We start from the raw sequence: 25,461 nt of genomic DNA, 5'->3' as shown, positions 1-25,461 counted from the left end.
TGTGAAAGGTTCATTCTGCCTGAGCCTGTGACAAAATAGCACACGTTGAATGCAGCTAACCGGAGTTCCAGCATGCAGGATCGCAACTTTGACGATCTGGCGGATAAATTCGCGCAAAACATTTACGGCACCCGCAAGGGTCAGGTCCGCCAGGCCCTGCTTTGGGATGAGCTGGAGGCCCTCTTGCCGAGCTTGCCGCCCGGTCCGCTGACGGTATTAGATGCCGGTGGCGGCGTGGGACAAATCTCATCAGGACTGGCCGAGCGCGGTCACAAAGTGCTGCTGTGCGATCTCTCTGCGGAGATGTTGAAACTGGCCGAAGCGCACGCTGCGTCGGCAGGCGTGAGCCACAACATGCAATTCAAACAAATTAGCGCGCAGCAGGTGGGCGAACATTTGGATAAGCCGGTTGATCTGGTATTGTTTCACGCTGTGCTTGAGTGGGTGGCAGAGCCGGAGCAGGTGCTGAAAGCGCTGTGGCAGACGCTGAAACCGGGTGGCATTTTGTCACTGATGTTTTACAACGCGCACGGCTTGACGTTTCGCACCCTGACGCTGGGCAATTTCGGCTATCTGCGCGCCAATATGACCAAACGCAAGAAGCGCACGCTGTCGCCTGATTTCCCCCGCGATCCGCTGGAGGTGAATCAGTGGCTAGAAAACTGCGGCTTTGAGATTGAGCGGCGCGCGGGCATTCGCGTATTTAGTGATTACATGAAGCCGCAACCCGGCGCAGGGAAAAGCGTCGAGGAGATCATTGAGATGGAACGGCGCTACTGTCGCCAGGAGCCCTTTTTAAGCCTGGGGCGCTATATCCACGTGACTGCGCGCAAACCCCGTGAGAAGGATCAACTATGAGCGAATTTTCCCAGACGGTCCCCGAACTGGTGGCATGGGCGCGCAAGAATGACTTTTCGCTTGCGCTGCCGGTTGAACGTCTGGCCTTTTTGCTGGCTATCGCGACGTTAAACGGCGAGCGGATGGACGGTGAAATGAGTGAGGGCGAGTTAATTGACGCCTTCCGGCACGTCAGCAAAGCGTTTGAACAGACCCATGAAACCGTTCAGGTACGTGCCAATAACGCCATTAACGACATGGTGCGGCAGCGACTCCTGAACCGCTTCACCAGCGAGCTCACCGAAGGCCATGCAATTTATCGCCTGACGCCGCTCGCCATAGGCATTACCGATTACTATATCCGCCAGCGTGAATTTTCTACGCTTCGTCTCTCTATGCAGCTCTCGATCGTGGCGCAGGAGCTGAAGCGCGCCGCCGACGCCGCAGAAGAAGATGGCGATGAATTCCACTGGCACCGCAACGTATTTGCCCCGCTGAAATACTCTGTGGCGGAGATTTTTGACAGCATCGATATGACGCAGCGCCTGATGGATGAGCAGCAGCAAGCGGTGAAAAATGATATTGCCGATCTGCTTAACAAAGACTGGCGCGCCGCCATCTCCAGCTGCGAGCTGTTGCTGTCTGAAACCTCCGGCACGCTGCGTGAACTGCAAGATACGCTGGAGGCCGCGGGCGATAAGCTGCAGGCCAACCTGTTACGCATTCAGGATGCCACGCTCAGCAGCCCCGATCTCGGTTTTGTCGACAAACTGGTGTTCGACCTGCAAAACAAGCTCGATCGCATTATCAGCTGGGGCCAGCAGGCCATTGACCTGTGGATTGGCTACGACAGACACGTACATAAATTTATCCGTACGGCAATCGACATGGATAAAAACCGCGTGTTTGCGCAGCGCCTGCGTCAGTCGGTGCAGAGCTACTTCGACAGCCCATGGGCGCTGACCTACGCCAACGCCGATCGCCTTTACGACATGCGCGACGACGAAATGACGCTGCGTAACGACGAAGTGATGGGCGAGCTGCCGCCGGAAATGGAATATGAAGAATTCAACGAGATCCGCGAGCAGTTGGCCGCGATGATCGAAGAGGCATTGCTGGTCTACAAGCGGGAGCAAAAGCCGCTTCACCTTGCATCGGTGATGCGCGATTACTTATCGCAGTACCCACGCGCGCGCCATTTCGATCTGGCGCGTATCGTCATCGATCAGGCCGTGCGGCTTGGCGTAGCCGAAGCAGACTTAGCCGGCTTACCGGCAGAATGGCAAACAATTAATGATTACGGAGCCAAGGTGCAGGCACATGTCATCGACAAATATTGAACAAGTGATGCCCGTCAAACTGGCGCTGGCATTGGCAAACCCGCTGTTTCCGGCACTAGATAGCCAGCTGCGCGCGGGTCGTCACGTTGGCATCGAAGAGCTGGATAACCACGCCTTTTTGATGGACTACCAGGAGTACCTGGAAGAATTTTATACGCGGTATAACGTCGAATTGATTCGCGCGCCCGAGGGCTTTTTCTACCTGCGACCGCGCTCAACCACGCTGATCCCGCGCTCGGTGCTCTCTGAGCTGGATATGATGGTGGGTAAAATCCTCTGTTATCTCTACCTCAGTCCGGAGCGTCTGGCGAACGAGGGCATCTTCACCCAGCAAGAGCTGTATGACGAACTGCTGTCGCTGGCCGATGAAAGCAAATTGCTCAAGCTGGTCAACCAGCGCTCGACCGGATCGGACCTGGACCGCGCGAAGCTGCAGGAAAAAATGCGCGCTTCCCTGAGTCGCCTGCGCCGTTTGGGCATGGTGTGGTTTATGGGCAATGACAGCAGCAAGTTTCGCATTACCGAGTCGGTCTTCCGCTTTGGTGCCGACGTGCGCAGCGGTGATGACCCGCGCGATGCCCAGCTGCGACTGATCCGCGATGGTGAAGCCATGACGCTGGAGAGCAAAGCGGCGGCAGCGGAAAGGGATGAACTGGAAAACGACCTGGACAGTGAACGCGACGCGAACGATAACGCGGAGGATGAAGAAGCATGATTGAACGCGGCAAATTTCGCTCGCTTACGCTGATCAACTGGAACGGCTTTTTTGCCCGCACGTTTGATCTCGATGCGTTAGTCACCACGCTATCGGGCGGTAACGGCGCCGGTAAATCCACCACCATGGCGGCGTTCGTCACGGCGCTGATCCCCGATCTCACCCTGCTGCACTTCCGCAATACCACGGAAGCAGGGGCGACCTCAGGATCACGCGATAAAGGTTTGCACGGCAAACTGCGCGCCGGCGTCTGCTATTCCGTGCTGGATGTGATCAACTCCCGTCATCAGCGGGTGATCGTCGGCGTGCGTCTGCAGCAGGTGGCGGGGCGTGACAAAAAAGTGGACATCAAACCGTTCAGCATTCACGGTTTGCCCAGCGACGCGCAGCCCACCGACATGCTGACTGAAATCCTCAACAGTCGTCAGGCGCGGGTCCTGCCGCTGGCCGAGGTGAAAGAGCGCGTTGAGGCGCAGGAGGGCGTGCAGTTCCGCCAGTACAATTCGGTTACCGACTACCATTCGGTGCTGTTTGAGCTGGGTGTGGTGCCGCGTCGCCTGCGTACGGCCGGCGATCGCAGCAAGTTCTATCGTCTGATTGAAGCGTCGCTGTATGGCGGCATCTCCAGCGCTATCACGCGTTCACTGCGCGACTACCTGCTGCCTGAAAACGGCGGCGTGCGCAAAGCGTTCCAGGATATGGAAGCCGCGCTGCGCGAAAACCGCATGACGCTGGAAGCGATTCGCGTGACGCAGTCGGATCGCGATCTGTTTAAGCATTTGATCTCCGAGGCCACCAGCTACGTCTCTGCTGATTATATGCGCCACGCCAACGAGCGCCGCATTCATTTGGATGGCGCGCTACAACTGCGCAACGAGCTGTTTACGGCGCGGAATCAGCTCAGTTCAGAGCAGTATCGCCATATTGAAATGGCGCGCGAGCTGTCGGAGCACACCGGCGCCGAGAGCGATCTGGAAACCGATTATCAGGCGGCGAGCGATCACCTGAATCTGGTGCAGACCGCCATGCGCCAGCAGGAGAAAATCACCCGTTACGACGCCGATCTGGAGGAGCTGACCTACCGCCTCGAAGAGCAAAACGAAGTCGTTGCGGAAGCGCGTGAGGTGCAGGAAGAGAACGAAGCGCGCGTTGAAGCCGCTGAAATTGAAGTCGATGAACTCAAGAGCCAGCTGGCGGATTTCCAGCAGGCGCTGGATGTACAGCAGACGCGCGCCATTCAATATCAGCAGGCGCTTCAGGCGCTGGAAAAAGCGCGGGCGCAGTGCCAGCTGCCGGATTTGACCATTGATAATGCGGCGGAATGGCAGGAAGTTTTCCAGGCGCGCGAAGAAGAAGCCACCGATCGCCTGCTGCGTCTTGAGCAGAAACTGAGCGTGGCAGAAGCCGCCCACGGACAGTTTGAACAGGCGCTGGCGCTGGTGACCAGTATTGCCGGCGAGGTAAGCCGTCAGGACGCCTGGCAGGTGGGGCGCGAACTGCTGCGTGACGCGGCGAATCAGCGTCATCACGCCGACCAACTCTCATCGCTGCGCCTGCGCCTTAATGAGCTTGAGACGCGTCTGCGTGAACAGCACGATGCCGAGCGGCTGCTGGCGGATTTCTGCAAGCGCCAGGGGCAGCAGTACGATGCGGATGCGCTGGAAGCGTTACAGCGTGAGCTGGAAGCGCAAATTGAACAGCTCGGCGAAAGCGTCGCTGACGCAGGCGAACGTCGGATGCTGATGCGCCAGGAGCTGGAGCAGCTGCGCGAGCGCATCGCCGCGCTGACGGCGCGCGCGCCACACTGGCTGGCGGCGCAGGAGATTTTAACCCAGCTCAGCGAGCAGACCGGACAATCCCTGACCAGTAGCCAGCAGATCACCGAATTTATGCAGCAGCTGCTGGAGCGCGAGCGTGAAACCACCGTTGAACGTGATGAAATTGCGGCGCGCAAGCGCGAGGTCGAACAGCAAATTGAACGCCTCAGCCAGCCAGGCGGCGCCGAAGACGCCCGCTTAACCCAGCTGGCGGAGCGGTTTGGCGGCGTGCTGCTGTCGGAAATTTACGATGACGTCACGCTGGATGACGCGCCGTATTTCTCGGCGCTCTATGGCCCCTCCCGCCATGCGATTGTGGTACCGGATTTGTCGCGGGTGCGCGACTTGCTTGATGGGCTTGAAGAGTGCCCGGAAGACCTCTACCTGATTGAGGGCGATCCGCAATCCTTCGACGACAGCGTATTTAGCGTGGACGAGCTGGACAACGCGGTGGTGGTAAAAGTTGCGGATCGCCAGTGGCGCTATTCGCGTTTCCCGAAAGTGCCGCTGTTTGGCCGCGCCGCGCGGGAAAATCAGCTTGAGCTGCTGAGCAACGAACGCGATCGTCTGGCCGAGCGCTACGCCACCCTGTCGTTTGACGTACAGAAAACGCAGCGTTTACACCAGTCGTTTAGCCGTTTCATTGGCAGTCACCTGGCGGTGGCGTTTGATGAAGATCCCGAAGCGCAGATGCGTCTGCTCAATACTCGCCGAGCTGAGCTGGAACGCGCCTTAGCACAGCATGAGAACGACAATCAGCAGCAGCGCGCGCAGTTCGAACAGGCGCGTGAAGGCGTGGCGCAGCTCAACCGCTTGCTGCCACGTGTGAATTTGCTTCTGGACGATACGCTGGCCGATCGCTGTGACGAGATCCGCGAGCGGGTGGAAGAAGCCCAGGACGCGGCGCGTTTCCTGCACCAGCACGGCAGTAAACTGAGCAAGCTGGAGCCGCTGATTGCCGTGCTGCAGAGCGATCCGCAGCAGCACGAACAGCTGCAACACGATTACCAGCAGGCGCAGCAGCAGCAGCGCGAAGCCCGTCAGCGCGCCTTTGCCCTGACTGAAGTGGTGCAGCGTCGCGCCCACTTCAGCTACGAAGGCTCCGCAGACATGCTGACCGGCAACAGCGATCTCAATGAGCAGCTGCGTCAGCGTTTGGAGCAGGCAGAAGGCGAGCGCGCACGCGCGCGTGAACGTCTGCGCACGCATCAGGCGCAGCTGACGCAGTACAGCCAAGTGCTGGCCTCGTTGAAAAGTTCCTACGACGCCAAACGCGACATGCTTAAAGAGCTGCAGCAGGAGATGCAAGACATTGGCGTGCAAGCCGATGCCAGCGCCGAAGCGCGTGCCCGTACGCGGCGCGATGAGTTGTACACCGCATTGAGCCATAATCGCGCCCGCCGCAATCAGCTCGAGAAGCAGCTCACCTTCTGTGAAGCCGAAATGGACGGGCTGCAGAAGAAACTGCGCAAGCTGGAGCGTGATTACCGCGTGATGCGCGAGCAGGTGGTGAATGCCAAAGCGGGCTGGTGCACGGTGCTTCGCCTGGTTAAAGAGAACGGTGTGGAGCGTCGGCTGCATCGTCGCGAGCTGGCGTATCTCAGCGGTGATGAGCTGCGCTCGATGTCGGATAAAGCGCTGGGTGCGCTGCGTTTGGCGGTGGCGGATAACGAACATCTGCGCGACGTGCTGCGCTTGTCCGAAGATCCCAAGCGGCCCGAGCGCAAAATTCAGTTCTTTATTGCGGTCTATCAGCATCTGCGCGAGCGTATTCGCCAGGACATTATTCGCACCGACGATCCGGTAGAAGCCATTGAGCAAATGGAGATTGAGCTCAATCGCCTGACTGAAGAGTTAACGGCGCGTGAACAGACGCTGGCGATCAGCTCGCGCAGCGCGGCGAACATCATTCGCAAGACCATTCAGCGTGAGCAGAACCGTATCCGTCAGCTCAACCAAGGGCTGCAGGCGGTGAGCTTTGGCCAGGTGCGCAGCGTGCGGCTTAACGTCAACGTGCGCGAAGCGCATGCGACGCTGTTGGATACGCTGTCAGAAGAACACGAGCAGCATCAGGATCTGTTTACCAGCAACCGTCTGACCTTCTCAGAAGCGCTGGCGAAGCTGTATCAGCGCCTGAATCCGCACATTGATATGGGGCAGCGTACGCCACAAACCATTGGTGAAGAGCTGCTGGACTACCGCAACTATCTGGAGATGGAGGTGGAAGTTAACCGCGGCTCAGACGGCTGGCTGCGCGCTGAGAGCGGCGCCTTGTCGACCGGTGAAGCGATCGGTACCGGTATGTCGATTCTGGTGATGGTGGTGCAGAGCTGGGAAGAGGAGTCGCGGCGTCTGCGCGGCAAAGATATCTCGCCGTGTCGCCTGCTGTTCCTGGATGAAGCCGCGCGCCTTGATGCACGCTCGATTGCGACGCTGTTTGAGCTGTGTGAGCGTCTGGAAATGCAGCTGGTTATCGCTGCGCCAGAGAATATCAGTCCGGAAAAAGGCACTACCTACAAGCTGGTGCGTAAAGTGTTCAACAATACCGAGCACGTGCACGTGGTAGGGCTGCGCGGCTTCTCGGCTGACCCGGCACCCACGCGCGAAACGCGGGCTGATTCAGGATTAGAAACAGAAAATTCCTCGCGCTGAATCTGGTTAAAAAGCAGCGCGAAGTTTACTCTGTAAGCGGCATCGGCCTTGTTGGGCAGATGCCGTTTTTTATTCATATACTCATTCATAAGAATCAGGCTTTACATGGCGAAAACAGGGCGCCGTGTCTTAAGTGAGAAGGGGGCAGGGATGTGGCTGACCAATAAACTGAAATTCAATCGTGCCGGTGTTGCCTTCGGGCTGGCACTCGCGTTGTTCCCAATGGCCGTGAGTCAGGCCGCGATCATTGCGGCGCTGCCGGGCACCTCGCAAGGTACTCTCTCCGTTGCCGCCAGCCAACATCAGATTCAGCAGGCGCTCAGCGCCCGCGATCAACCGTTTTATCTGCCGGGATTAGCCGGGATCTATGCCGCGCGCAATATGGCGCCGATCTGGCAGGATCGCGAGGCGATTCAGGCGTTTCAGCAGCAGCTGGCCGAAGTGGCGCTGTCCGGCGTGCAGCCGCAGTTTACGCGCTGGATCGAACGGTTAACCAATCCGGCCATTCAAGGATTGGCGCGGGATATCACCCTAAGTGATGCCATGCTGGGCTACCTGCAGTTTGTGGCCAATGTTCCCACGCAGGGTGAAACCTGGCTCTACAGCAATGTGCCTTACAAGCTCACGATGCCGCCGTTGTCCGTGGTCAATCAGTGGCAGCATGCCGTGAACAGCGGGGCCAGCCGCGCATTCGTGACGTCGCTTGAGCCGCAACATCCACAGTACGTCCCGATGCACCGCGCGTTAAAAACGCTGCTGGCGGATAACCGTCCCTGGCCGCAGCTGCGCGACAGCGCCACCCTGCGTCCCGGCCAGGTGAGCAGCGATGTGCCAGCGCTGCGTGAAATTTTACAGCGCACCGGCATGTTAACAGCCGGGCAGGCGCCGTTGGCGACGCCAGAGACGCAGCCAACCAGTCAGCCTCAACCGCCGGTGGCGGTCAGCCCTTCAGCCACCAGCGTCAACGAGCTGGCAGCACCGGTACCGCAGCCGGTAGGCAATGTCGCGGGCACGGAGAATCCCACGGGCGATAACGTGTTTGATGCCACGCTGGTGGAAGGCGTTAAACGCTTTCAACACTGGCAAGGACTCGCTGACGATGGGGCTATCGGTCCGCGCACGCGCGAATGGTTAAATGTCTCGCCGCAGCGGCGCGCCTCGCTGCTGGCGCTAAATATTCAGCGTCTGCGCCTGCTGCCGGACGATATGCACAATGGCATCATGGTCAACATTCCCAACTATTCGCTGACCTACTATAACAACGGTGCCACCATCCTCTCTTCGCGCGTAATTGTTGGGCGGCCGGATCGTAAAACGCCGCTGATGCGCAGTGCGCTAAACAACGTGGTGCTGAACCCGCCGTGGAATGTTCCCACGACATTAGTGCGTCAGGACATCGTGCCGAAAGTGAAACAGGACCCGATGTATCTCTATAAGCACGGTTATACGCTGTTGTCGGGTTGGAATGCGGATGCGGAAGTGATTGATCCCTCAATGATTGACTGGCAAATGGTCTCCGCGGCCAATTTTCCTTATCGCATTCGTCAGGCGCCGGGTGCCACCAACTCGCTTGGCCGGTATAAATTCAACATGCCAAGTTCGGATGCCATTTATTTACACGACACGCCTAACCATGCGCTGTTCCAGCGCGATATCCGCGCGCTGAGTTCCGGCTGCGTGCGCGTGAATAAAGCCTCGGAGCTGGCTGACCTGCTGCTACAGGATGTCGGCTGGAATGACAGCCGCATCTCAGACACCCTCAAGCAGGGGGATACGCGCTATGTGCCTATCCGTCATCGCATACCGGTGAATTTGTACTATTTAACTGCATGGGTCGCGGATGATGGACAGCCGCAGTATCGTACAGATATTTACAATTACGATAATCCGGCGCGTTCGGGCAGCCAGGCGCTGGTAAAAGCGGGGCAGCTGCTGCTTTAGTTGTTGATTTACTGACGCTCCTTCCAACGGTAAAAACGGTATGTGCCGACGCGAAACGCTGCTTTCGCGTCGGCACATTGCTATGCGCTTTTTTTGCGGGTTGACTGTGATTCTTGCTGCGGGTACTGTTCGCCCTTGTGTACTTTTTGCACATATTTTGTCGCTTTAAACTAGGTAACCCCGCAACATGGCTAATTTTGATTCCCAACGTCGCCGTTTACTCCTGCTTGGAGGCGCTGCGGCGGGTCTGTCGCTCCTCCCCGGTTCCGCGCTGGCTTCGCTTTCAACGTCTCGTCCTCGCGTATTAACCCTGAGCAACATGCACACCGGCGAGAAGCTGAAAACGGAGTTTTTCAACGGTAAGCGCTACGACAAAGACGAACTCGCTCGCCTGAATCACTTTTTCCGTGACTACCGTGCTAATCAGGTCAGACACATCGATCCCCATCTGTTCGATCAGCTTTATCGTCTGCAGGCGCTGCTGGATACGCGCAAACCGGTGCAGCTGATTTCAGGCTACCGCACGGTGGCGACCAACAACATGCTGCGCGAATCGGGGCCGGGCGTGGCCAAGCACAGTTATCACACCAAGGGCCAGGCGATGGATTTCCATATCGAGGGGATCGCATTGAGCAATGTTCGCAAAGCGGCGTTATCTCTGCGCGCAGGTGGTGTAGGATATTACCCGCGCAGCAACTTCGTACACATAGATACCGGGCCTGTAAGGCACTGGTCCTGATACCGGCAGCGCTGCGTGTGTCGGTCATGGAGCGCTATGAATTACCACATTATTCCGGTTACCGCTTTTGCCCAAAACTGCTCAGTGATTTGGGATGACGAAACGCAGCAGGCGGCGCTGGTCGATCCGGGCGGCGATGCGGAAACGATCATCGCCGTATTGGCCGAGCGTGGCCTGATACCTGCACAGATTCTGCTGACGCACGGGCATCTTGATCACGTGGGCGCCGCTGCCGAGCTGGCGGCGCACTATCAGGTGCCCATCGTCGGCCCGCATAAGCACGATGCCTTCTGGCTAGAAAATCTGCCTACCCAAAGCCGCATGTTTGGCTTACCCGAGTGCGCGCCGTTGACGCCGCACCGCTGGCTGGAAGAAGGGGATACCGTGCAGGTAGGCAATGTCTCGCTGGAGGTGCTGCTGTGTCCCGGCCATACGCCAGGCCATATTGTGTTTTTTGACCGTGCGGGTCGGCTGTTGATTTCGGGCGATGTGATTTTCAACGGCGGGGTTGGACGCACCGATTTTCCGCAGGGCAGCCACAGCGATTTGATCGCGGCTATCCACACCAAACTGTTACCGCTCGGCGACGACGTGACCTTTGTACCCGGTCACGGCGGCATCTCTACGCTCGGCCACGAACGTCTGCACAATCCTTTCCTGCAATAAATTTTCGCGGTGTTGATGGCATAAAAAAAGGGCGGCTCAAGGGCCGCCCTATTTGTGACTGTTGCGCATGAGTGCGCCCGCCGCATTACAGCACGGCGACGATCGCCTCGCACAGCGCGGACATGTTATCCGGCGTCATGCCTGCCACGTTTACGCGGCCTGAGTTCACCGCATACACGCCGAACTCTTCGCGCAGGCGAACCACCTGATCTTTGGTCAAGCCGCTGAACGAGAACATGCCGTTCTGCTTAATGATGAAGCTGAAGTCGCGGTTGGCACCTTTCTCGGCGAGGGTATTCACAAACAGCTGGCGCATGCGGTGAATACGCTGACGCATATCGGTCAGCTCCTGCACCCAGATGGTACGCAGTGCGTCGTTACCCAGAATGGTCGCCACGACAGCGGCACCGTGTGAAGGTGGGTTAGAGTAGTTAGCGCGGATACTGTACTTCACCTGGCTGAACGCGGTTTTAGCCGCGTCGCTGTTCGCCGCAACCAGAGTCAGCGCGCCCACGCGCTCGTTGTAAAGACCGAAATTTTTCGAATAAGAGCTGGCGACCAGCAATTCCTGATGCGAAGCGGCGAAAATACGCAGCCCTTCAGCATCTTCATCCAGGCCGCGTGCGAAGCCCTGATAGGCAAAATCAAACAGCGGCAGCCAGCCTTTTTCTTGCGACAGTTTTGCCAGTTGCTGCCATTGCTCAGCGGTAGGATCGATGCCGGTGGGGTTATGGCAGCAGCCGTGGAACAGCACCACGTCACCTGCCTGCGCGTCCTGCAGCGACGCGATCATGCCGTCGAAATCCAGGCTGTGGCTGGCGGCGTCGTAGTAGGCGTAATCGCACACCTCCAGACCCGCCGCGTTAAACACGTTTTTGTGGTTCGGCCAGCTTGGATTGCTGACCCAAACGCGCTTGACGGCGGTTTGGTTAGCGAGAAAATCCGCCGCCACGCGCAGCGCGCCGGTGCCGCCCGGCGTTTGCGCCGTACAAGCGCGACCGGCGGAGATCAAGGGGCTCTGGTTGCCGAACAGCAACGCCTGGGTGCAACGGGCGAAATCGGCCAGGCCATCAATACTCAAATAATTCTTGGTGGTTTCATTTTCCAGCAGATACTGCTCAGCTTTTTTCACACTGGTCAGAACCGGCGTTTTACCGGTTTCATCTTTATACACACCAATGCCAAGGTTGATTTTATTCGGGCGGTCGTCGGCGCGAAACAGGTCAGCCAGTCCCAGAATAGGGTCGGCGGGTGCGGCAGAGATAGATTCAAACATGAGTCAGTTCCGTGTAGGTGAACTTTAGCGAAATGAGCTATCAGGGTAGCGTCAGACGATTCGCTTGCCAACCGCTGACATAAAAAAGAAATCGCCTGCGCGGATAAATAAGCAGCGCTAATTGAGAGGACGATCACTGAAAAACAAAACGGAGCCCGAAGGCTCCGTTTGACGGTATGCAAAGTTGCTAATCGGGTGATTAGAACTGGTATACCAGACCCAGTGCTACGACGTCGTCGGTCGCGATGCCCAGTGGGTTGTTGTCGTCCAGCTGGTTGATTTTGTAATCAACATAGGTGGCCATGTTTTTGTTGAAGTAGTAGGTTGCGCCCACTTCGATGTATTTAACCAGGTCAGCATCGCCGATACCTTCGATGTCCTTGCCTTTAGACTGGACGTAAGCGATGGATGGACGCAGACCGAAGTCGAACTGATACTGTGCAACCAATTCAATGTTCTGTGCTTTGTTAGCGAAGCCGCTGAACGCTACGTCGCTATAGGTGTTGCCGTTCTGCGCAACAAAAGTACCGCTGTTTGAAGTAGAGATTGGGGTTGAGTTACGGGTTTCACCGTACATCGCTGCCAGGTAAACGTTGTTCGCGTCGTACTTGATAGCAGTCGCCCAGTTTTCGGCGCGTTTGCCCTGACCAATACCAGCAACGGTATCAGTGGTGTTAGACGAGTTGCCGCCGCTGAAGGTGTTGACGCCGCCAGCAGACTGTGCGTTGGTACGGTCGCTGCTGCTATATGCTGCAGCTACGCCAACACCGATTGGTGAGGTGTAAGAGGTAGAGATACCGTAGCCGTCACCGTTCGCACGACGGATATCAGAGCGATCGTTTTTACCCTGGTACTGCAGGGCGAAGTTCCAGCCGTCAACCAGACCAAAGAAGTTGGTGTTGCGGTAGGTCAGCAGACCGGTGCTACGACCGTTCATGAAGTTATCGGAGTAACCAGAGTCGCCACCGAATTCTGGCAGAACGTCAGTCCAACCGATTGCGTCGTAAACCACACCGTAGTTACGGCCGTAGTCGATAGAACCGGCATCGCCGAATTTCAGACCGGCAAAGCCCAGACGGGTTTTGTTGCCGTTCTGTGCGTCAGAACCTTCAGAGTTGTTTGCCTGCAGGTTGTATTCCCACTGACCGTAGCCTGTGATCTGGCTGTTGATCTGGGTTTCACCTTTGAAGCCGAAGCGAACATAAGACTGGTCACCGTCGTTGCTGGCATCGTCAGAGAAGTAGTGCAGGCCAACTGCTTTACCGTACAGATCCAGCTTGTTGCCGTCTTTGTTATAGATTTCTGCTGCATTTGCTGCGCCGGCAGCTAACAGAGCAGGAATAACCACTGCAAGAATGTTGCGCTTCATCATTATTTATTACCCTCATTGGAGTTATTTGGACATCTGCCACTGCCGTCAAGAAACCTTTACGGGAACCTTGAAAGAAGTTTGATGTCTCCTGTGTCTGCACGCATCTTTCCATCCCGTGATTGCTAATTCTAGCCCGAAAATGATTCAAATCTCGTAAATAGGTATCAAAAAGCAATTTTGTATTACAAAATGTAATTTTTAGGGAACTTTGTGAGACATCTCAAAATTTACAAAAATAAAAAAAGGCCGGCAGTGCCGACCTCGTTATATATATGAAATTCTTATATTTAATCGCGAATCTTAGAAATTCGCATTGCGCGGTGTGCGTGGGAAAGGAATAACGTCTCTTACATTTTGTACGCCGGTGACATAAGCGATCAAGCGTTCGAAACCTAAACCAAAACCGGCATGCGGCACGGTGCCATAGCGACGCAGATCGCGATACCACCAATAATCTTCTTTATTCAGGCCCATTTCTGCCAGACGTGCGTCCAGCACATCCAGGCGCTCTTCACGCTGCGAACCGCCGATGATTTCGCCGATACCCGGCGCCAGCACGTCCATGGCCGCCACGGTTTTGCCGTCGTCGTTCATGCGCATATAGAACGCTTTGATGTCTTTCGGGTAGTTTTTGACCACCACCGGCGCTTTGAAGTGCTTCTCTGCCAGGTAACGCTCATGCTCCGAGGAGAGATCCACGCCCCAGGAAACCGGATTTTCAAACGTCTGGCCGCTCTTCAGCAGAATCTCCACGGCGTCGGTGTAATCCACCTGAGCAAAGTCGGTGGTAACAAAACGCTCCAGGCGGGCGATGGCGTCTTTGTCCACGCGTTCAGCGAAGAACGCCATGTCATCGGCACGTTCGGTCAGCACCGCATTAAACACATATTTCAGCATCGACTCCGCCAGGGCCGCGGCATCATCCAGCGTGGCGAAGGCCACTTCCGGTTCCAGCATCCAGAATTCGGCTAAGTGGCGGCTGGTATTGGAGTTTTCGGCACGGAAGGTCGGACCAAAGGTATACACTTTTGACAGGGCGCAGGCATACGTTTCGGCGTTCAGCTGGCCGGAAACCGTCAGGAACGCTTCTTTACCAAAGAAATCTTTATCAAAATCGACCTTGCCCTGCGGGTCGCGCGGCAGGTTTTCCAGATCAAGGGTCGACACGCGGAACATCTCGCCTGCGCCTTCGGTATCCGAGGCGGTGATCAGCGGCGTTGACACCCAGAAGTAGCCGTTTTCGTGGAAGAAGCGATGCAGCGCCTGTGCCAGAGTATGGCGCACGCGGGTAACCGCGCCCACAATGTTGGTACGCGCGCGCAGGTGAGCCACCTCACGCAGATATTCAATGCTGTGGCGCTTAGCCGCCATAGGGTAGGTATCGGGATCGTCAACCCAGCCGGTGACTTCAACGCGGGTGGCCTGCAGCTCAAACGCCTGGCCTTCACCCGGCGATTCCACCACTTTACCGGTAATCACCACCGAGCAGCCGGTGGTCAGGCGCAGCACTTCATCCTGATAATTATTCAGAGAATTATTGACGACGGCCTGAACGGGATTAAAGCAGGAACCGTCATAAACGGCGATAAAGGAAAGACCGGCTTTGGAATCTCTTCGGGTACGCACCCAACCACGCACGGTGACTTCACTGTCAACCGCGACTCGGCCGTGCAGTACATCCGCTACAGGCACTACGCTCATAAAAATCTCTCTATATAGATGAATGAATGGCGGGGGACTTTAGCAGGTTTGGGCACACTGCCACAAAGCCCGCTGACTCACCCGGAACAAGCAAAACCCCCGTTTTCAGGGTGTTGCTATGTTACTTGCGAGACCACAGGAAACAAGCAATTTTGCCGCAGCAGAGGGATATTTATCGCGCGGAGCAGGGTGCGCACACCCTGCGGAGGGAATTAGCTGGCGCGCTTCACCAGCGGCAGATCGAACGCTTTGCGCAACGCGCGCACAAAGGCTTTGTCCTGACAGATGGTTTTTCCCGGGCTGTCAGAGAGTTTCGCCACCGGTTTACCGTTACAGCTCACCAGCTTGATCACGATATTGAGCGGCGTCACGCCGGGGATATCGCACGTCAGACGCGTACCAATACCAAACACCACGTTGGCGCGCTGGCCGAAGTGACGATAAAGCGCCAGCGCTTTGTCAAGGTTGAGGTTATCCGAGAACACCAGCGTTTTACTTTTGGGATCGATATTGAGCCGCTGGTAATGCGCGATGGCTTTTTCGCCCCACTCCACCGGATCGCCGGAGTCATGGCGCAGGCCCTTGTAGCGGTGGGCGAATCCGGGACCAAAATCGCGCAGAAATGCGTCCATGGTAATGCAGTCGGTCAGGGCAATCCCGAGCTGATCGTCATACTCATCCAGCCATGACTGCAGCGCCGCCCGCTGACTGTTTGCCAACACCGGGCTGATTTGCTGATGCGCCTGGAACCACTCATGGGCCTGGGTACCCACCGGATTGAGCTTTAGGCGCCGCGCAACATCGTAGTTGCTGGTGCCCAGCAGCCACGGGAAATCGTCTTTTAACGTGGCGACAATCGCATTTTGCACCGCCTGCGAGTAGCGGCGTCGCGTGCCAAAATCCATCAGCTGGAAGCGTGACATGTCGAAGGCATCAGCCTGCTCACGGAACGTACGTAACTTGGTTTGCAGGTGATCAACTGCCTGCTCAGCGCCCATGTCCGGCGTGCGGTGACGATGCACCACTTCGCTGATCAACGCCAGCAACGGCACTTCCCACAGAATGACTTCACGCCACGGCCCGCTGATTTGCAAGGTCAGTTCACCGTGCACGTCGCGCACGCGCACCTGAGCCGGGTTAAAGCGGAACTGACGCAGCCAGTCGAGATAGTCTTGTTGAAAGAAGGGGAGGCCGCTGAGATAGTGATACTCGTCGTCGGTGAGCGCAAGCGCTTGCATGCTGTCAATTTGCAGGCGAATCTCATCGGCATACTGGCCAAGGCGTTCATCGCTGCGGCAGCGAAACTCTGCCGTCACCGGGACATCGTAATAACGATGAAATACGGCTTGCTGCATGTGAAGCTTATAAGCATCGGTATCAAGCAGCGTGGTCAAAATCGGGGAAGCGTGTCCAGTCATGGTGCGTTTCAGCATCCTCTTCCGCGGAGCAGGGCCCGGTGTTTAAAAGTCATAAAGACGCAGGAGTATAAAACAGTAATGTTCGCGATCACACCACAATTGCGGCTGGCTGGTCGAGGGACATTTGTGCCATTGTTAATTTATTGTAGCCCGATAAGCCGAACGTGCATTGGGCATAGCCACGCGGGCAGAACACGCTTAAACTTTTACGGTTCAACATTTTAACAAGGTGAGTAAAGATATGACGCAGCAGCCGCAAATTAAATACCGCCACGACTACCGGGCGCCGGACTTCACCATCACCGACATCGACCTGACCTTTGAACTGGATGCGGCGATGACGCGCGTAACAGCTGTGAGCGAGGTAAAACGCCTGGGCGCTGCGGGAGCTGAGTTGCGCCTGGACGGTGAAGAGTTGACCCTGCACAGCCTGGCCGTTAATGGACAGCCGTGGGCACACTACCGCGAAGAGGCGGGGGCGCTGGTGATCGCTGAGTTGCCTGAAAGCTTTACGTTAACCATTGTTAACAGCATCCATCCCGATAAAAACACCGCGCTGGAAGGGCTTTATCAGTCTGGCGACGCGCTGTGCACCCAGTGCGAAGCCGAGGGGTTTCGCCACATTACCTGGTATCTTGATCGGCCGGACGTGCTGGCACGTTTCACAACGACGCTTATCGCTGATGCGGCAAAATACCCGTACCTGCTCTCTAACGGTAACAAGCTGGAGAGCGGCCGCCACGAAGACGGGCGCCACTGGGTAAAGTGGCAGGACCCGTTCCCCAAACCCTGCTATCTCTTTGCCTTGGTGGCGGGCGATTTTGATGTGCTGCGCGACAGTTTCACCACCCGCTCTGGTCGCGATGTGGCGCTGGAGATCTTCGTCGATCGCGGCAATTTGGACCGCGCGGACTGGGCAATGACCTCGCTCAAAGCCAGTATGAAGTGGGATGAGGAGCGCTTTAACCTCGAATACGATCTCGACATCTTTATGATTGTCGCGGTGGACTTCTTCAACATGGGGGCGATGGAGAACAAAGGCCTTAACGTTTTCAACTCGAAATACGTGCTGGCGAAGGCAGAAACCGCAACGGACAAAGATTACCTCGGCATCGAGGCGGTGATTGGTCACGAATACTTCCATAACTGGACCGGCAACCGCGTAACCTGCCGCGACTGGTTCCAGCTCAGCCTGAAAGAAGGTTTGACCGTGTTCCGCGATCAGGAGTTTAGCTCTGACCTTGGCTCGCGTGCGGTAAATCGTATCGATAATGTACGCGTGATGCGCGGCGCGCAGTTCGCCGAGGACGCCAGCCCGATGGCGCACCCGATCCGTCCCGATCAGGTGATTGAGATGAACAACTTTTATACCTTAACGGTGTATGAGAAAGGATCGGAAGTGATCCGCATGATGCACACGCTGCTGGGCGAGGACGCGTTCCAGAAAGGCATGGCGCTCTATTTCGAGCGTCACGACGGCAGCGCCGCGACCTGTGATGACTTTGTGCAGGCCATGGAAGATGCGTCAACGGTGGATCTCACGCAGTTCCGTCGCTGGTACAGCCAGTCAGGCACGCCCGTGCTCTCGGTGCGTGACGACTACAATCCAGAACTGGAGCAGTACACCCTGCACGTGTCGCAGCAGACGCCGCCTACCGCCGATCAAAAAGAGAAGCTGCCGCTGCACATTCCGTTGGATATTGAACTCTATGACAACGAAGGCAAGGTGATTCCCCTGCAGCACAACGGCCATCCGGTGCACCCTGTGCTTAACGTAACCGAAGCGGTGCAGACCTTCGTGTTTGACAACGTGTATTTCCAGCCCGTGCCGTCGCTGCTGCGTGAATTTTCAGCACCGGTCAAGCTTGACTACAAATGGAGCGACGCGCAGCTCACCTTCTTGATGCGTCACGCGCGTAATGATTTCTCCCGCTGGGATGCGGCGCAAAGTCTGCTGGCCACCTATATCCGTCTGAATGTGGCGCGTCATCAGCAGGGGCAGCCGCTCTCTCTGCCGCTGCACGTTGCCGATGCCTTCCGCGCGGTACTGCTGGATGCGCAGGGCGATCCCGCGCTCATGGCGCTGATCCTGACGCTGCCGTCGGAAAATGAGATCGCGGAACTGTTTAGCGTGATCGATCCGCTGGCTATCGCCGCGGTGCGTTCCGCGCTGGTGCGCACGCTGGCACAGGAGCTGAATGACGAGTTCTACGCGCTCTATCTGGCCAACCAGAGTGGCGAATATCAGGTCACGCATGCAGAAATAGGCAAGCGCAGTCTGAAAAACGTCTGTTTGGGCTACCTCGCCTTTGGCGATGCGGAGCAGGCAGACAAGCTGGTGCAGGCGCAATACCACCACGCCAACAACATGACCGATGCCCTGGCCGCGCTCTCTGCCGCCGTCGCGGCGCAGCTGCCATGCCGCGATGCGCTGCTCGCCGCGTACGATGAACGCTGGCATCAGGACGGCTTGGTCATGGACAAGTGGTTTATGCTTCAAGCCACCAGCCCGGCGGCCGACGTGCTGCACACCGTGCGCGCATTACTGACGCATCGCTCGTTCACCATGGGCAATCCGAACCGCATCCGTGCCCTGATCGGCGCGTTCGCCAACGGCAACCCGGCGGCGTTTCATGCCAAAGACGGCAGTGGCTATCAGTTCCTGGTTGAGATGCTAACCGACCTGAACACGCGCAACCCGCAGGTCGCAGCGCGCATGATAGAACCGCTAATTCGGTTGAAACGCTACGACGATCAGCGCCAAATCATGATGCGCAGCGCGCTGGAAACCCTAAAAGGCCTGGATAAGCTATCCGGCGACCTGTACGAAAAAATCAGCAAGGCGTTAAACGCCTAAGCGTAAAAGGGCCGTCAGTGCTAACTGACGGCCCTTTTTAACGCCCACTTATCGGTGCCTGCCGGCGCATGTCGGTGCCTGCCGGCGCACGTCAGTGCCTGCCGGCGCACGTCAGTGCCTGCCGGCGCACGTCAGTGCCTGCCGGCGCACGTCAGTGCCTGCCGGCGCATGTCGGTGCCTGCCGGCGCATGTCGGTGCCTGCCGGCGCACGTCAGTGCCTGCCGGCGCACGTCAGTGCCTGCCGGCGCACGTCAGTGCCTGCCGACGTATGTCAGTGCCTGATGGCGTATGTCTGCGCTTACTGGCGTATTTCAGCGCCTGATGGCGCATCTCTGTGCCTGCTGGCATATCTCAGCGCCTGCCGGCGTATTTCAGCCCAGAGGGCGGAGCGGGGCGTTTCATCACGCGATCCAACACTTCCGCCTCGAGTTCTGCCAGCCGCGCTGAGCCGCGCCGCCGCGGACGCGGCAGATCCACCGTCAGATCCAAGCCAATTTTTCCCTCTTCGATCAGCAGTACGCGATCGGCCATCATTACGGCTTCGCTCACGTCATGCGTCACCAACAGCACTGTGAAATGCTGCTGCTGCCACACCGAGGCAATCAGCGTCTGCATCTCAATGCGGGTCAGTGCATCCAGCGCGCCCAGCGGTTCGTCCAGCAGCAGCAGCCCCGGGCGGTGAATCAGCGCCCGCGCCAGGGCAACGCGCTGTTTTTGGCCGCCGGAGAGCGCCGCTGGCCAGTCTTGAGCGCGATCGGCCAGCCCGACGGTCTCCAGCGCCTGCTGTGCGGCTGCCCGCCATGCGCGGCCTTTCAAGCCTAGCCCCACGTTATCAATCACCCGTTTCCACGGCAGCAGGCGCGCGTCCTGAAACATCAGTCGCGTGTCGTCGCGCGCCTGTTCCAGCGGCGCATTACCGGCCAGCAGCTCGCCCGCGCTGGTGGACTCCAGCCCGGCCAGCAGGCGCAGCAGCGTGCTTTTGCCGCAGCCGCTACGCCCCACCACGGCGACGAATTGCCCGGCGGGAATATGCAGGTCGAGCTGGTCAAGAATGGTGCGATTACCGTAGCGTTTACTCACGCCTTTAACGCCGACGGGCGTCCCGCTGTTCAGGCGCGCGGGCGTATTAATAGGATGACTCATGCGTGCTCCTTGGGCTGATAAGCCGGATGCCAGCGTAACCACACACGTTCCAGCCCGTGCGCGGCGACATCGGCCAGTTTACCCAGCAGGGCGTAGAGAATGATGGCGACCACCACCACGTCGGTTTGCAGAAACTCGCGCGCGTTCATCGCCAGATAGCCAATGCCAGCGTTGGCGGAGATGGTTTCGGCGACGATCAGGGTGAGCCACATCAGGCCCAGCGCAAAGCGCACGCCCACCATAATCGACGGCAGCGCACCGGGCAGCATCACCTCAATAAACAGGCGCCAGCCTGACAAACCGTAGCTGCGCGCCATCTCTACCAGGCCGCGATCCACGTTGCGCATGCCGTGGTAGGTATTGAGATAGATCGGGAACAGGGTACCCAGCGCCACCAGGAAAATTTTCGCCGACTCATCAATACCAAACCACAGGATCACCAGCGGAATCAGCGCCAGATGCGGCACGTTACGCAGCATTTGTACCGACGTATCCAGCAGGCGCTCTCCCAGCGGCGAGGTGCCGGTGAGCAGCCCGAGCAGGAAACCGATCGATCCGCCGATGACGAAGCCTACGGCGGCACGCCAGCTACTGATCGCCAGGTTTTGCCATAGCTCGCCGCTCACGGTCAGGTGCCAGAACGTCACCACGACGCTTTCGGGCGCGGGGAGAATGCGCGTGGAGAGCCAACCCACCTGCGAGGCCACTTGCCAGAGTGCGAGCAGCCCGATGGGTAGGAGCCAGGGCAGCAGCGCATCGCGCCCGGCTTTATGCAGCTTTGCCATGATCAAACTCCTCAGCTTTGCGACACTTTCTGCGGGGTAAAATCGTTGGCGACCGCTTCCCCGTGCGCCTGCACGACTCGAGGTTTAGGTACCTCAGGAATGGCCAGGTCAAGGTGGGGGAACAGCAGTTCGCCCACGCGGTAGGCCTCTTCAAGGTGCGGATAGCCGGAAAGAATAAACGTCTCAATCCCTAAGTCGCTGTACTCCTGCATGCGCGCGGCAACGGTGGGTCCATCGCCCACCAGCGCCGTGCCGGCCCCGCCGCGCACCAGCCCCACGCCTGCCCACAGGTTGGGACTGATTTCCAGTTTGTCACGGCGGCCGCCATGCAGTGCGGCCATGCGTTGCTGTCCCACTGAGTCAGTCCGGGCAAAGGCGGCCTGCGCTTTGGCGATGGTGGCGTCATCGAGATGGGCGATAAGCCGGTCCGCCGCCTGCCAGGCTTCTTCGTTGGTTTCGCGCACAATGACATGCAGACGGATGCCAAAGCGCACGCTGCGCCCCTGTGCGGCGGCTTTCGCGCGCACTTGCTCAATCTTCTCTTTCACCAGCGCCGGGGGTTCGCCCCAGGTAAGGTAGACATCAACCTGTTCTGCCGCCAGATCCTGCGCGATATCCGACGAGCCGCCAAACCACAGAGGAGGACGCGGTGTCTGTACCGATCTGAACATCAGGCGAGCCCCGCGCACTTTGACATACTTACCGTCGTAGTCCACGGTTTCTCCTTCGGAGACGCGCCGCCAAACGCGGGTGAACTCGGCCGATTCGGCATAGCGCTCACGGTGATCGAGGAACACGCCGTCGCCGGCCAGCTCTTCCGGGTCGCCGCCGGTAACCAGGTTGAACAGGGCGCGACCGTTAGACAAACGATCCAGCGTCGCCGCCTGACGCGCGGCCTGCGTCGGTGAGATCACGCCCGGACGGAGCGCCACCAGAAAACGCAAGCGCTGGGTCACGGGGATCAGCGAGGCCGCCACCAGCCAGGCGTCTTCGCACGAGCGGCCGGTAGGGATCAATACGCCGCCGAAGCCTAACCTGTCGGCAGCCTGTGCAATCTGTTGTAAGTAGGCGTGGTCAACGGGACGTGCACCGTCGGCGGTGCCAAGATAGTGTCCGTCGCCGTGAGTAGGGAGAAACCAGAATACGGATACGCTCATGGGGATGTTCCTTATTGCTGACGGGTAGAGTGGGGATGCCAGATACGATCGGCGATGGTCAATTTCACCGGAATCAAATGGTTGGCATAAAAGAGATCGGCGGTGTGCTGCTGCGCCTGCGCTGTCTGCGCGCTGACCGGGGTAATCGTGGTCGGCGGACGGTGGTCGAGATAGCTGGCCAGCACCGTTTTGGGTAAGCCCATTGCCTGCGCGAGCAGGTCGATACTCTGATCGCGTTGGCTACGCGTCAGTGCATCAGCTTCGGTGAAGGTGTCGAGCACCTGCTGAACAAATGCGCCGTTGGCTTCCGCGTATTTGCGCGTGGCGAGGTAGAACGATCCGGTTAAATTCAGCGTGCTGCCGTCCTGCAGCACCCGCACGTTGCCCTGCTGCAGCGCAGCAGAGTAGTAGGGATCCCAGATCGCCCAGGCATCGACATTGCCCTGCTGAAAGGCCGCGCGGGCGTCAGCGGGGGTCAGGTAAACCGGCTGGATATCTTTCAGGCTTAGCCCAGCCTGCGACAGGGCGCGCAGCAGAAGATTGTGTGAGCTTGAGCCTTTTTGAAACGCTACCTTACGGCCTTTGAGATCGGCGACGCTGTGCACCGGGCTCTCTTTTGGCACCAGAATCACTTCCGCTTTGGGCTTGGGCGGCTCCGCGCCGACATACAGCAGATCGGCGCCCGCGGCTTGGGCAAACAGCGGCGGAAGATCGCCGGTACTGCCTAAATCAATGCTGTCGACATTGAGTGCTTCAAGCATCTGCGGCCCGGCGGGAAATTCAACCCACTTAATAGTGGTATGCGGAAAGCGCTGCTCCAGCATCCGGTGTGATTTCGCCAGCAGCATGCTCACCGACCCTTTTTGATAGCCGATGCGCAACTGTGCGGGTGCTTCGTCGGCGCGCGCGCTCACGCTAAGCGCCGCAAGCGTCGCCAGTGTCGCGAACGCAGCGAGGACGGCATGTTTTACTTTTCCTTTCATGATTTTTTCCTTTATACAGCGTGGGCTAGAGGGGCGTGGCGACGCTGCAGCGCATGGATAAAGGTCTCCAGCGCGTCGTTCAGGCGTTCCGTCAACGCCGGGGCCAGCACGGGCTGACGGTCATACTGGGCAATCTGCTCGTCCGTGGCGAAGACGCCGTGCAGCACTTCCTGCGCTTTGAGCGCGTTCAGCACCGGCTTGAGGGCATAATCCACCGCCAGCATGTGCGCCGCGCTGCCACCGCTGGCGAGCGGCAGCACCACTTTGTGTGCCAGCGCCCGCTCAGGCAGGAGATCCAGCAGCGTCTTCAGCGCGCCCGAAAATGACGCTTTGTAGATAGGCGTGGCCACAATCAAGCCATCCGCCCGCATCAAATCGGCTTTCAGTGCAGCCAGCGCGGCTGAATCCATGCGGGCCGAGATCAAGTCTTCGGGCTGGAAGTTATGAATATTCCATGGAATCACTTCAATGCCGCGCGCCTCCAGCGCCTGCTGGCAGAGGCTGAGCAGCGCCGTAGAACGCGACGGAAAGCGGGGGCTGCCCGCTAACGTAATAACCCGCATGCATACTCCTTATAACTGAAAGTTATTGATTATCTTTTATTGAGAACTGATGGCTTCAATACTGGCAGAGCCTGAGGATGGGCTTAAATGATTTTTCCGGCATTCCAAAGCCAAAAACTGGCATAAGCCGGCCATTTAAGGCGATCTGAGCGGCGCGCGCGGCATAAGCAAAAAAGCGTGCGCGGGGTAATGAGGAAATTGGTTAAATAAAATGATAAATGACCGGATTCTGACAAGATGTGAGCAAACATGTTCTCGGGCGCAGAATTAAAACCGCATCTTCAATATCTACAAGGCATTATGGGCAATCCTGTGGCACACTTTTTTACATATTCCACGTTCACGAGCGTAAGGGAGAAGGAAATTGAAAAAGGGGAAGTGGGAATAAACTGAATTGCGCCGGGTTATTTGTCACTAAAAATCTGTAATTGTTAAAAATGGCGTACTCTTTCATGCCCGCGGCTTACGGAGTTCAACCTGACGAGATGATTAATATTGGCAGCTGAAGTTATTCTTATCAATACTCATAAAATTTTTTCCAAGACAACACTTTCATTTTTTGCGGTTGAATTTTGTTTATAGTTTGTTGATATACGCTGCGATAGAAATTAAAAACGCAGCAGTTTAATTAGGCGGAGGCTTTTTTTAGTCCGCGACTTTTTATACATCAGGAATAACCTATGGAAATTCAGACTGCTCTTCGTTCAGGAGAACAACCTGAGCGCACCTTTACTCGCGACGCCCGGTCTTCCGCCCAACTTTTCCAGTGTTATGCGTTACGGCCAGCAGCGGATCGGTTTACCTCAATGCCGGTAGACTTTTCGTCATTTATCGAAAATGAAGCCAACGGCAACACCTTTTTACTGTTCGCTCCGTCAGGTTTTTCTCCGAGTGAGGGGCTATTGAACGCGGCGTTTAGCCACTGTGATGCGCGGCCCGAGCTCAGCTGCCTTCTCGTGTCTACCGATTCTCAGGCGCTGCGAGCTGGGCTGCAACCCTCGCTGGCGTTGTTCAGCCAATTCGCCGAGCAGCGCCTGTGGGCTAAGGTAGGAGCAGTGATAATGCGTGCCGAACTGGCCGTAACCGCGGCGCCGTTTGAGCAGATGCAGGAAATCATCTGGGCCGGATTGATTCCTACCCAATCGGTATGGGTACTTGAGGCGCAGGCTAAAAACCCCGTTTCACCGCCGGAGGCGCCGTTAAGCTATCAGCAATTTATGGCCCACTATGAGAAATTAACTCGGCTGACGCAGCTGCTTCCTGAGCGGAAATCCTATCGTCAAAGTTATCTGCGCAGTAACCTGCAGCAGTTATTTCACCAGGAAGTAAAAACCCAATCGGCACTTTCTCCGCGGTTGCGCGATGCGATTCGCTATTACGCTGAGTTTCTGCCAGCAAAAACGGTGCGCGAGCGTTTATTGTTAAAAAATCCCGATATTTATTTCACTTTGTTAAAATATAAAAAACGTAGCAGTTAATACGGCGGCGCTAATTAAGAA

Annotated in this window: 18 protein-coding genes; 9 read left to right on the top strand and 9 right to left on the bottom strand. The window is 57.4% G+C overall.

Annotated elements, in window-relative coordinates:
* Window positions 1-72 precede the first annotated feature (72 nt).
* The 7 genes from cmoM (at window position 73) to LU196_RS00795 (ending at window position 10,707) form a co-directional block, all read left to right on the top strand.
* Window positions 73-858 (top strand): tRNA uridine 5-oxyacetic acid(34) methyltransferase CmoM, encoded by a 786-nt coding sequence (cmoM, locus tag LU196_RS00825; RefSeq protein WP_232757844.1) that lies wholly within the window; start codon window positions 73-75, stop codon window positions 856-858.
* The gene (gene mukF / locus LU196_RS00820) at window positions 855-2,177 is read left to right on the top strand and encodes a chromosome partition protein MukF (RefSeq protein ID WP_232757843.1); all 1,323 of its coding nucleotides are present in this window, start codon (window positions 855-857) and stop codon (window positions 2,175-2,177) included. The genes cmoM and mukF overlap by 4 nt, the downstream gene beginning before the upstream one ends.
* Window positions 2,158-2,892, top strand: coding sequence for a chromosome partition protein MukE (mukE, locus tag LU196_RS00815; RefSeq protein ID WP_232757842.1), 735 nt, complete (start codon window positions 2,158-2,160; stop codon window positions 2,890-2,892). The genes mukF and mukE overlap by 20 nt, the downstream gene beginning before the upstream one ends.
* Complete coding sequence (gene mukB / locus LU196_RS00810) at window positions 2,889-7,361, top strand: chromosome partition protein MukB (RefSeq protein WP_232757841.1); 4,473 nt, start codon at window positions 2,889-2,891, stop codon at window positions 7,359-7,361. Before mukE ends, mukB begins: the two co-directional genes overlap by 4 nt.
* A 150-nt stretch (window positions 7,362-7,511) precedes the next feature.
* The gene (gene ldtD / locus LU196_RS00805; protein WP_232757840.1) at window positions 7,512-9,302 is read left to right on the top strand and encodes a L,D-transpeptidase; all 1,791 of its coding nucleotides are present in this window, start codon (window positions 7,512-7,514) and stop codon (window positions 9,300-9,302) included.
* 187 nt (window positions 9,303-9,489) lie between these two features.
* Complete coding sequence (locus tag LU196_RS00800; RefSeq protein ID WP_232757839.1) at window positions 9,490-10,041, top strand: YcbK family protein; 552 nt, start codon at window positions 9,490-9,492, stop codon at window positions 10,039-10,041.
* A gap of 36 nt (window positions 10,042-10,077) precedes the next feature.
* On the top strand, window positions 10,078-10,707 hold the full coding sequence (locus LU196_RS00795) for an MBL fold metallo-hydrolase (RefSeq protein ID WP_232757838.1): 630 nt from the start codon (window positions 10,078-10,080) through the stop codon (window positions 10,705-10,707).
* An 85-nt stretch (window positions 10,708-10,792) separates the two neighbouring features.
* Here the strand turns inward: LU196_RS00795 and LU196_RS00790 are convergent, their stop codons facing one another.
* From LU196_RS00790 to pncB, 4 genes are all read right to left on the bottom strand, one after another.
* Window positions 10,793-11,983, bottom strand: coding sequence for an amino acid aminotransferase (locus LU196_RS00790; RefSeq protein ID WP_232757837.1), 1,191 nt, complete (start codon window positions 11,981-11,983; stop codon window positions 10,793-10,795).
* Window positions 11,984-12,182: 199 nt separating this feature from the next.
* Window positions 12,183-13,355: a porin OmpF gene (gene ompF, locus LU196_RS00785; protein ID WP_304622717.1), complete on the bottom strand. Its 1,173-nt coding sequence runs from the start codon at window positions 13,353-13,355 to the stop codon at window positions 12,183-12,185.
* A gap of 300 nt (window positions 13,356-13,655) precedes the next feature.
* Complete coding sequence (gene asnS, locus LU196_RS00780) at window positions 13,656-15,056, bottom strand: asparagine--tRNA ligase (RefSeq protein ID WP_232757836.1); 1,401 nt, start codon at window positions 15,054-15,056, stop codon at window positions 13,656-13,658.
* 212 nt (window positions 15,057-15,268) lie between these two features.
* The gene (pncB, locus tag LU196_RS00775) at window positions 15,269-16,489 is read right to left on the bottom strand and encodes a nicotinate phosphoribosyltransferase (RefSeq protein WP_232757835.1); all 1,221 of its coding nucleotides are present in this window, start codon (window positions 16,487-16,489) and stop codon (window positions 15,269-15,271) included.
* 226 nt (window positions 16,490-16,715) lie between these two features.
* On the opposite strand from pncB, the gene pepN reads away from it, so the two are divergent.
* The gene (gene pepN, locus LU196_RS00770) at window positions 16,716-19,331 is read left to right on the top strand and encodes an aminopeptidase N (RefSeq protein WP_232757834.1); all 2,616 of its coding nucleotides are present in this window, start codon (window positions 16,716-16,718) and stop codon (window positions 19,329-19,331) included.
* Between the two features lie 351 nt (window positions 19,332-19,682).
* Here pepN and ssuB read toward each other — a convergent pair whose 3' ends face one another.
* Genes ssuB through ssuE form a run of 5 tightly spaced genes read right to left on the bottom strand, consistent with a single transcriptional unit; the run spans window position 19,683 to window position 23,962 of the window.
* On the bottom strand, window positions 19,683-20,474 hold the full coding sequence (gene ssuB, locus LU196_RS00765; RefSeq protein WP_232757833.1) for an aliphatic sulfonates ABC transporter ATP-binding protein: 792 nt from the start codon (window positions 20,472-20,474) through the stop codon (window positions 19,683-19,685).
* Window positions 20,471-21,259 (bottom strand): aliphatic sulfonate ABC transporter permease SsuC, encoded by a 789-nt coding sequence (gene ssuC, locus LU196_RS00760; protein WP_232757832.1) that lies wholly within the window; start codon window positions 21,257-21,259, stop codon window positions 20,471-20,473. The genes ssuB and ssuC overlap by 4 nt, the downstream gene beginning before the upstream one ends.
* Before the next feature lie 11 nt (window positions 21,260-21,270).
* A complete protein-coding gene (ssuD, locus tag LU196_RS00755) occupies window positions 21,271-22,416 on the bottom strand; it encodes an FMNH2-dependent alkanesulfonate monooxygenase (protein WP_232757831.1) in 1,146 nt (381 codons plus the stop codon).
* Between the two features lie 11 nt (window positions 22,417-22,427).
* On the bottom strand, window positions 22,428-23,399 hold the full coding sequence (locus LU196_RS00750; protein WP_232757830.1) for a sulfonate ABC transporter substrate-binding protein: 972 nt from the start codon (window positions 23,397-23,399) through the stop codon (window positions 22,428-22,430).
* Between the two features lie 11 nt (window positions 23,400-23,410).
* Entirely contained in the window at window positions 23,411-23,962 is a 552-nt protein-coding gene (gene ssuE / locus LU196_RS00745; RefSeq protein ID WP_232757829.1) for an NADPH-dependent FMN reductase, read from the bottom strand.
* A gap of 680 nt (window positions 23,963-24,642) precedes the next feature.
* Between ssuE and LU196_RS00740 the strand changes: the two genes are divergently transcribed.
* Window positions 24,643-25,440, top strand: a complete 798-nt coding sequence (locus LU196_RS00740; protein WP_232757828.1) for a hypothetical protein — start codon at window positions 24,643-24,645, stop codon at window positions 25,438-25,440.
* Window positions 25,441-25,461: the final 21 nt, after the last annotated feature.

Origin of the sequence: Pantoea sp. Mb-10 (genome assembly GCF_021272205.1) — a bacterium.
Lineage (GTDB): Bacteria > Pseudomonadota > Gammaproteobacteria > Enterobacterales > Enterobacteriaceae > Pantoea.
This window is presented reverse-complemented; position numbering and strand designations above follow the sequence as displayed.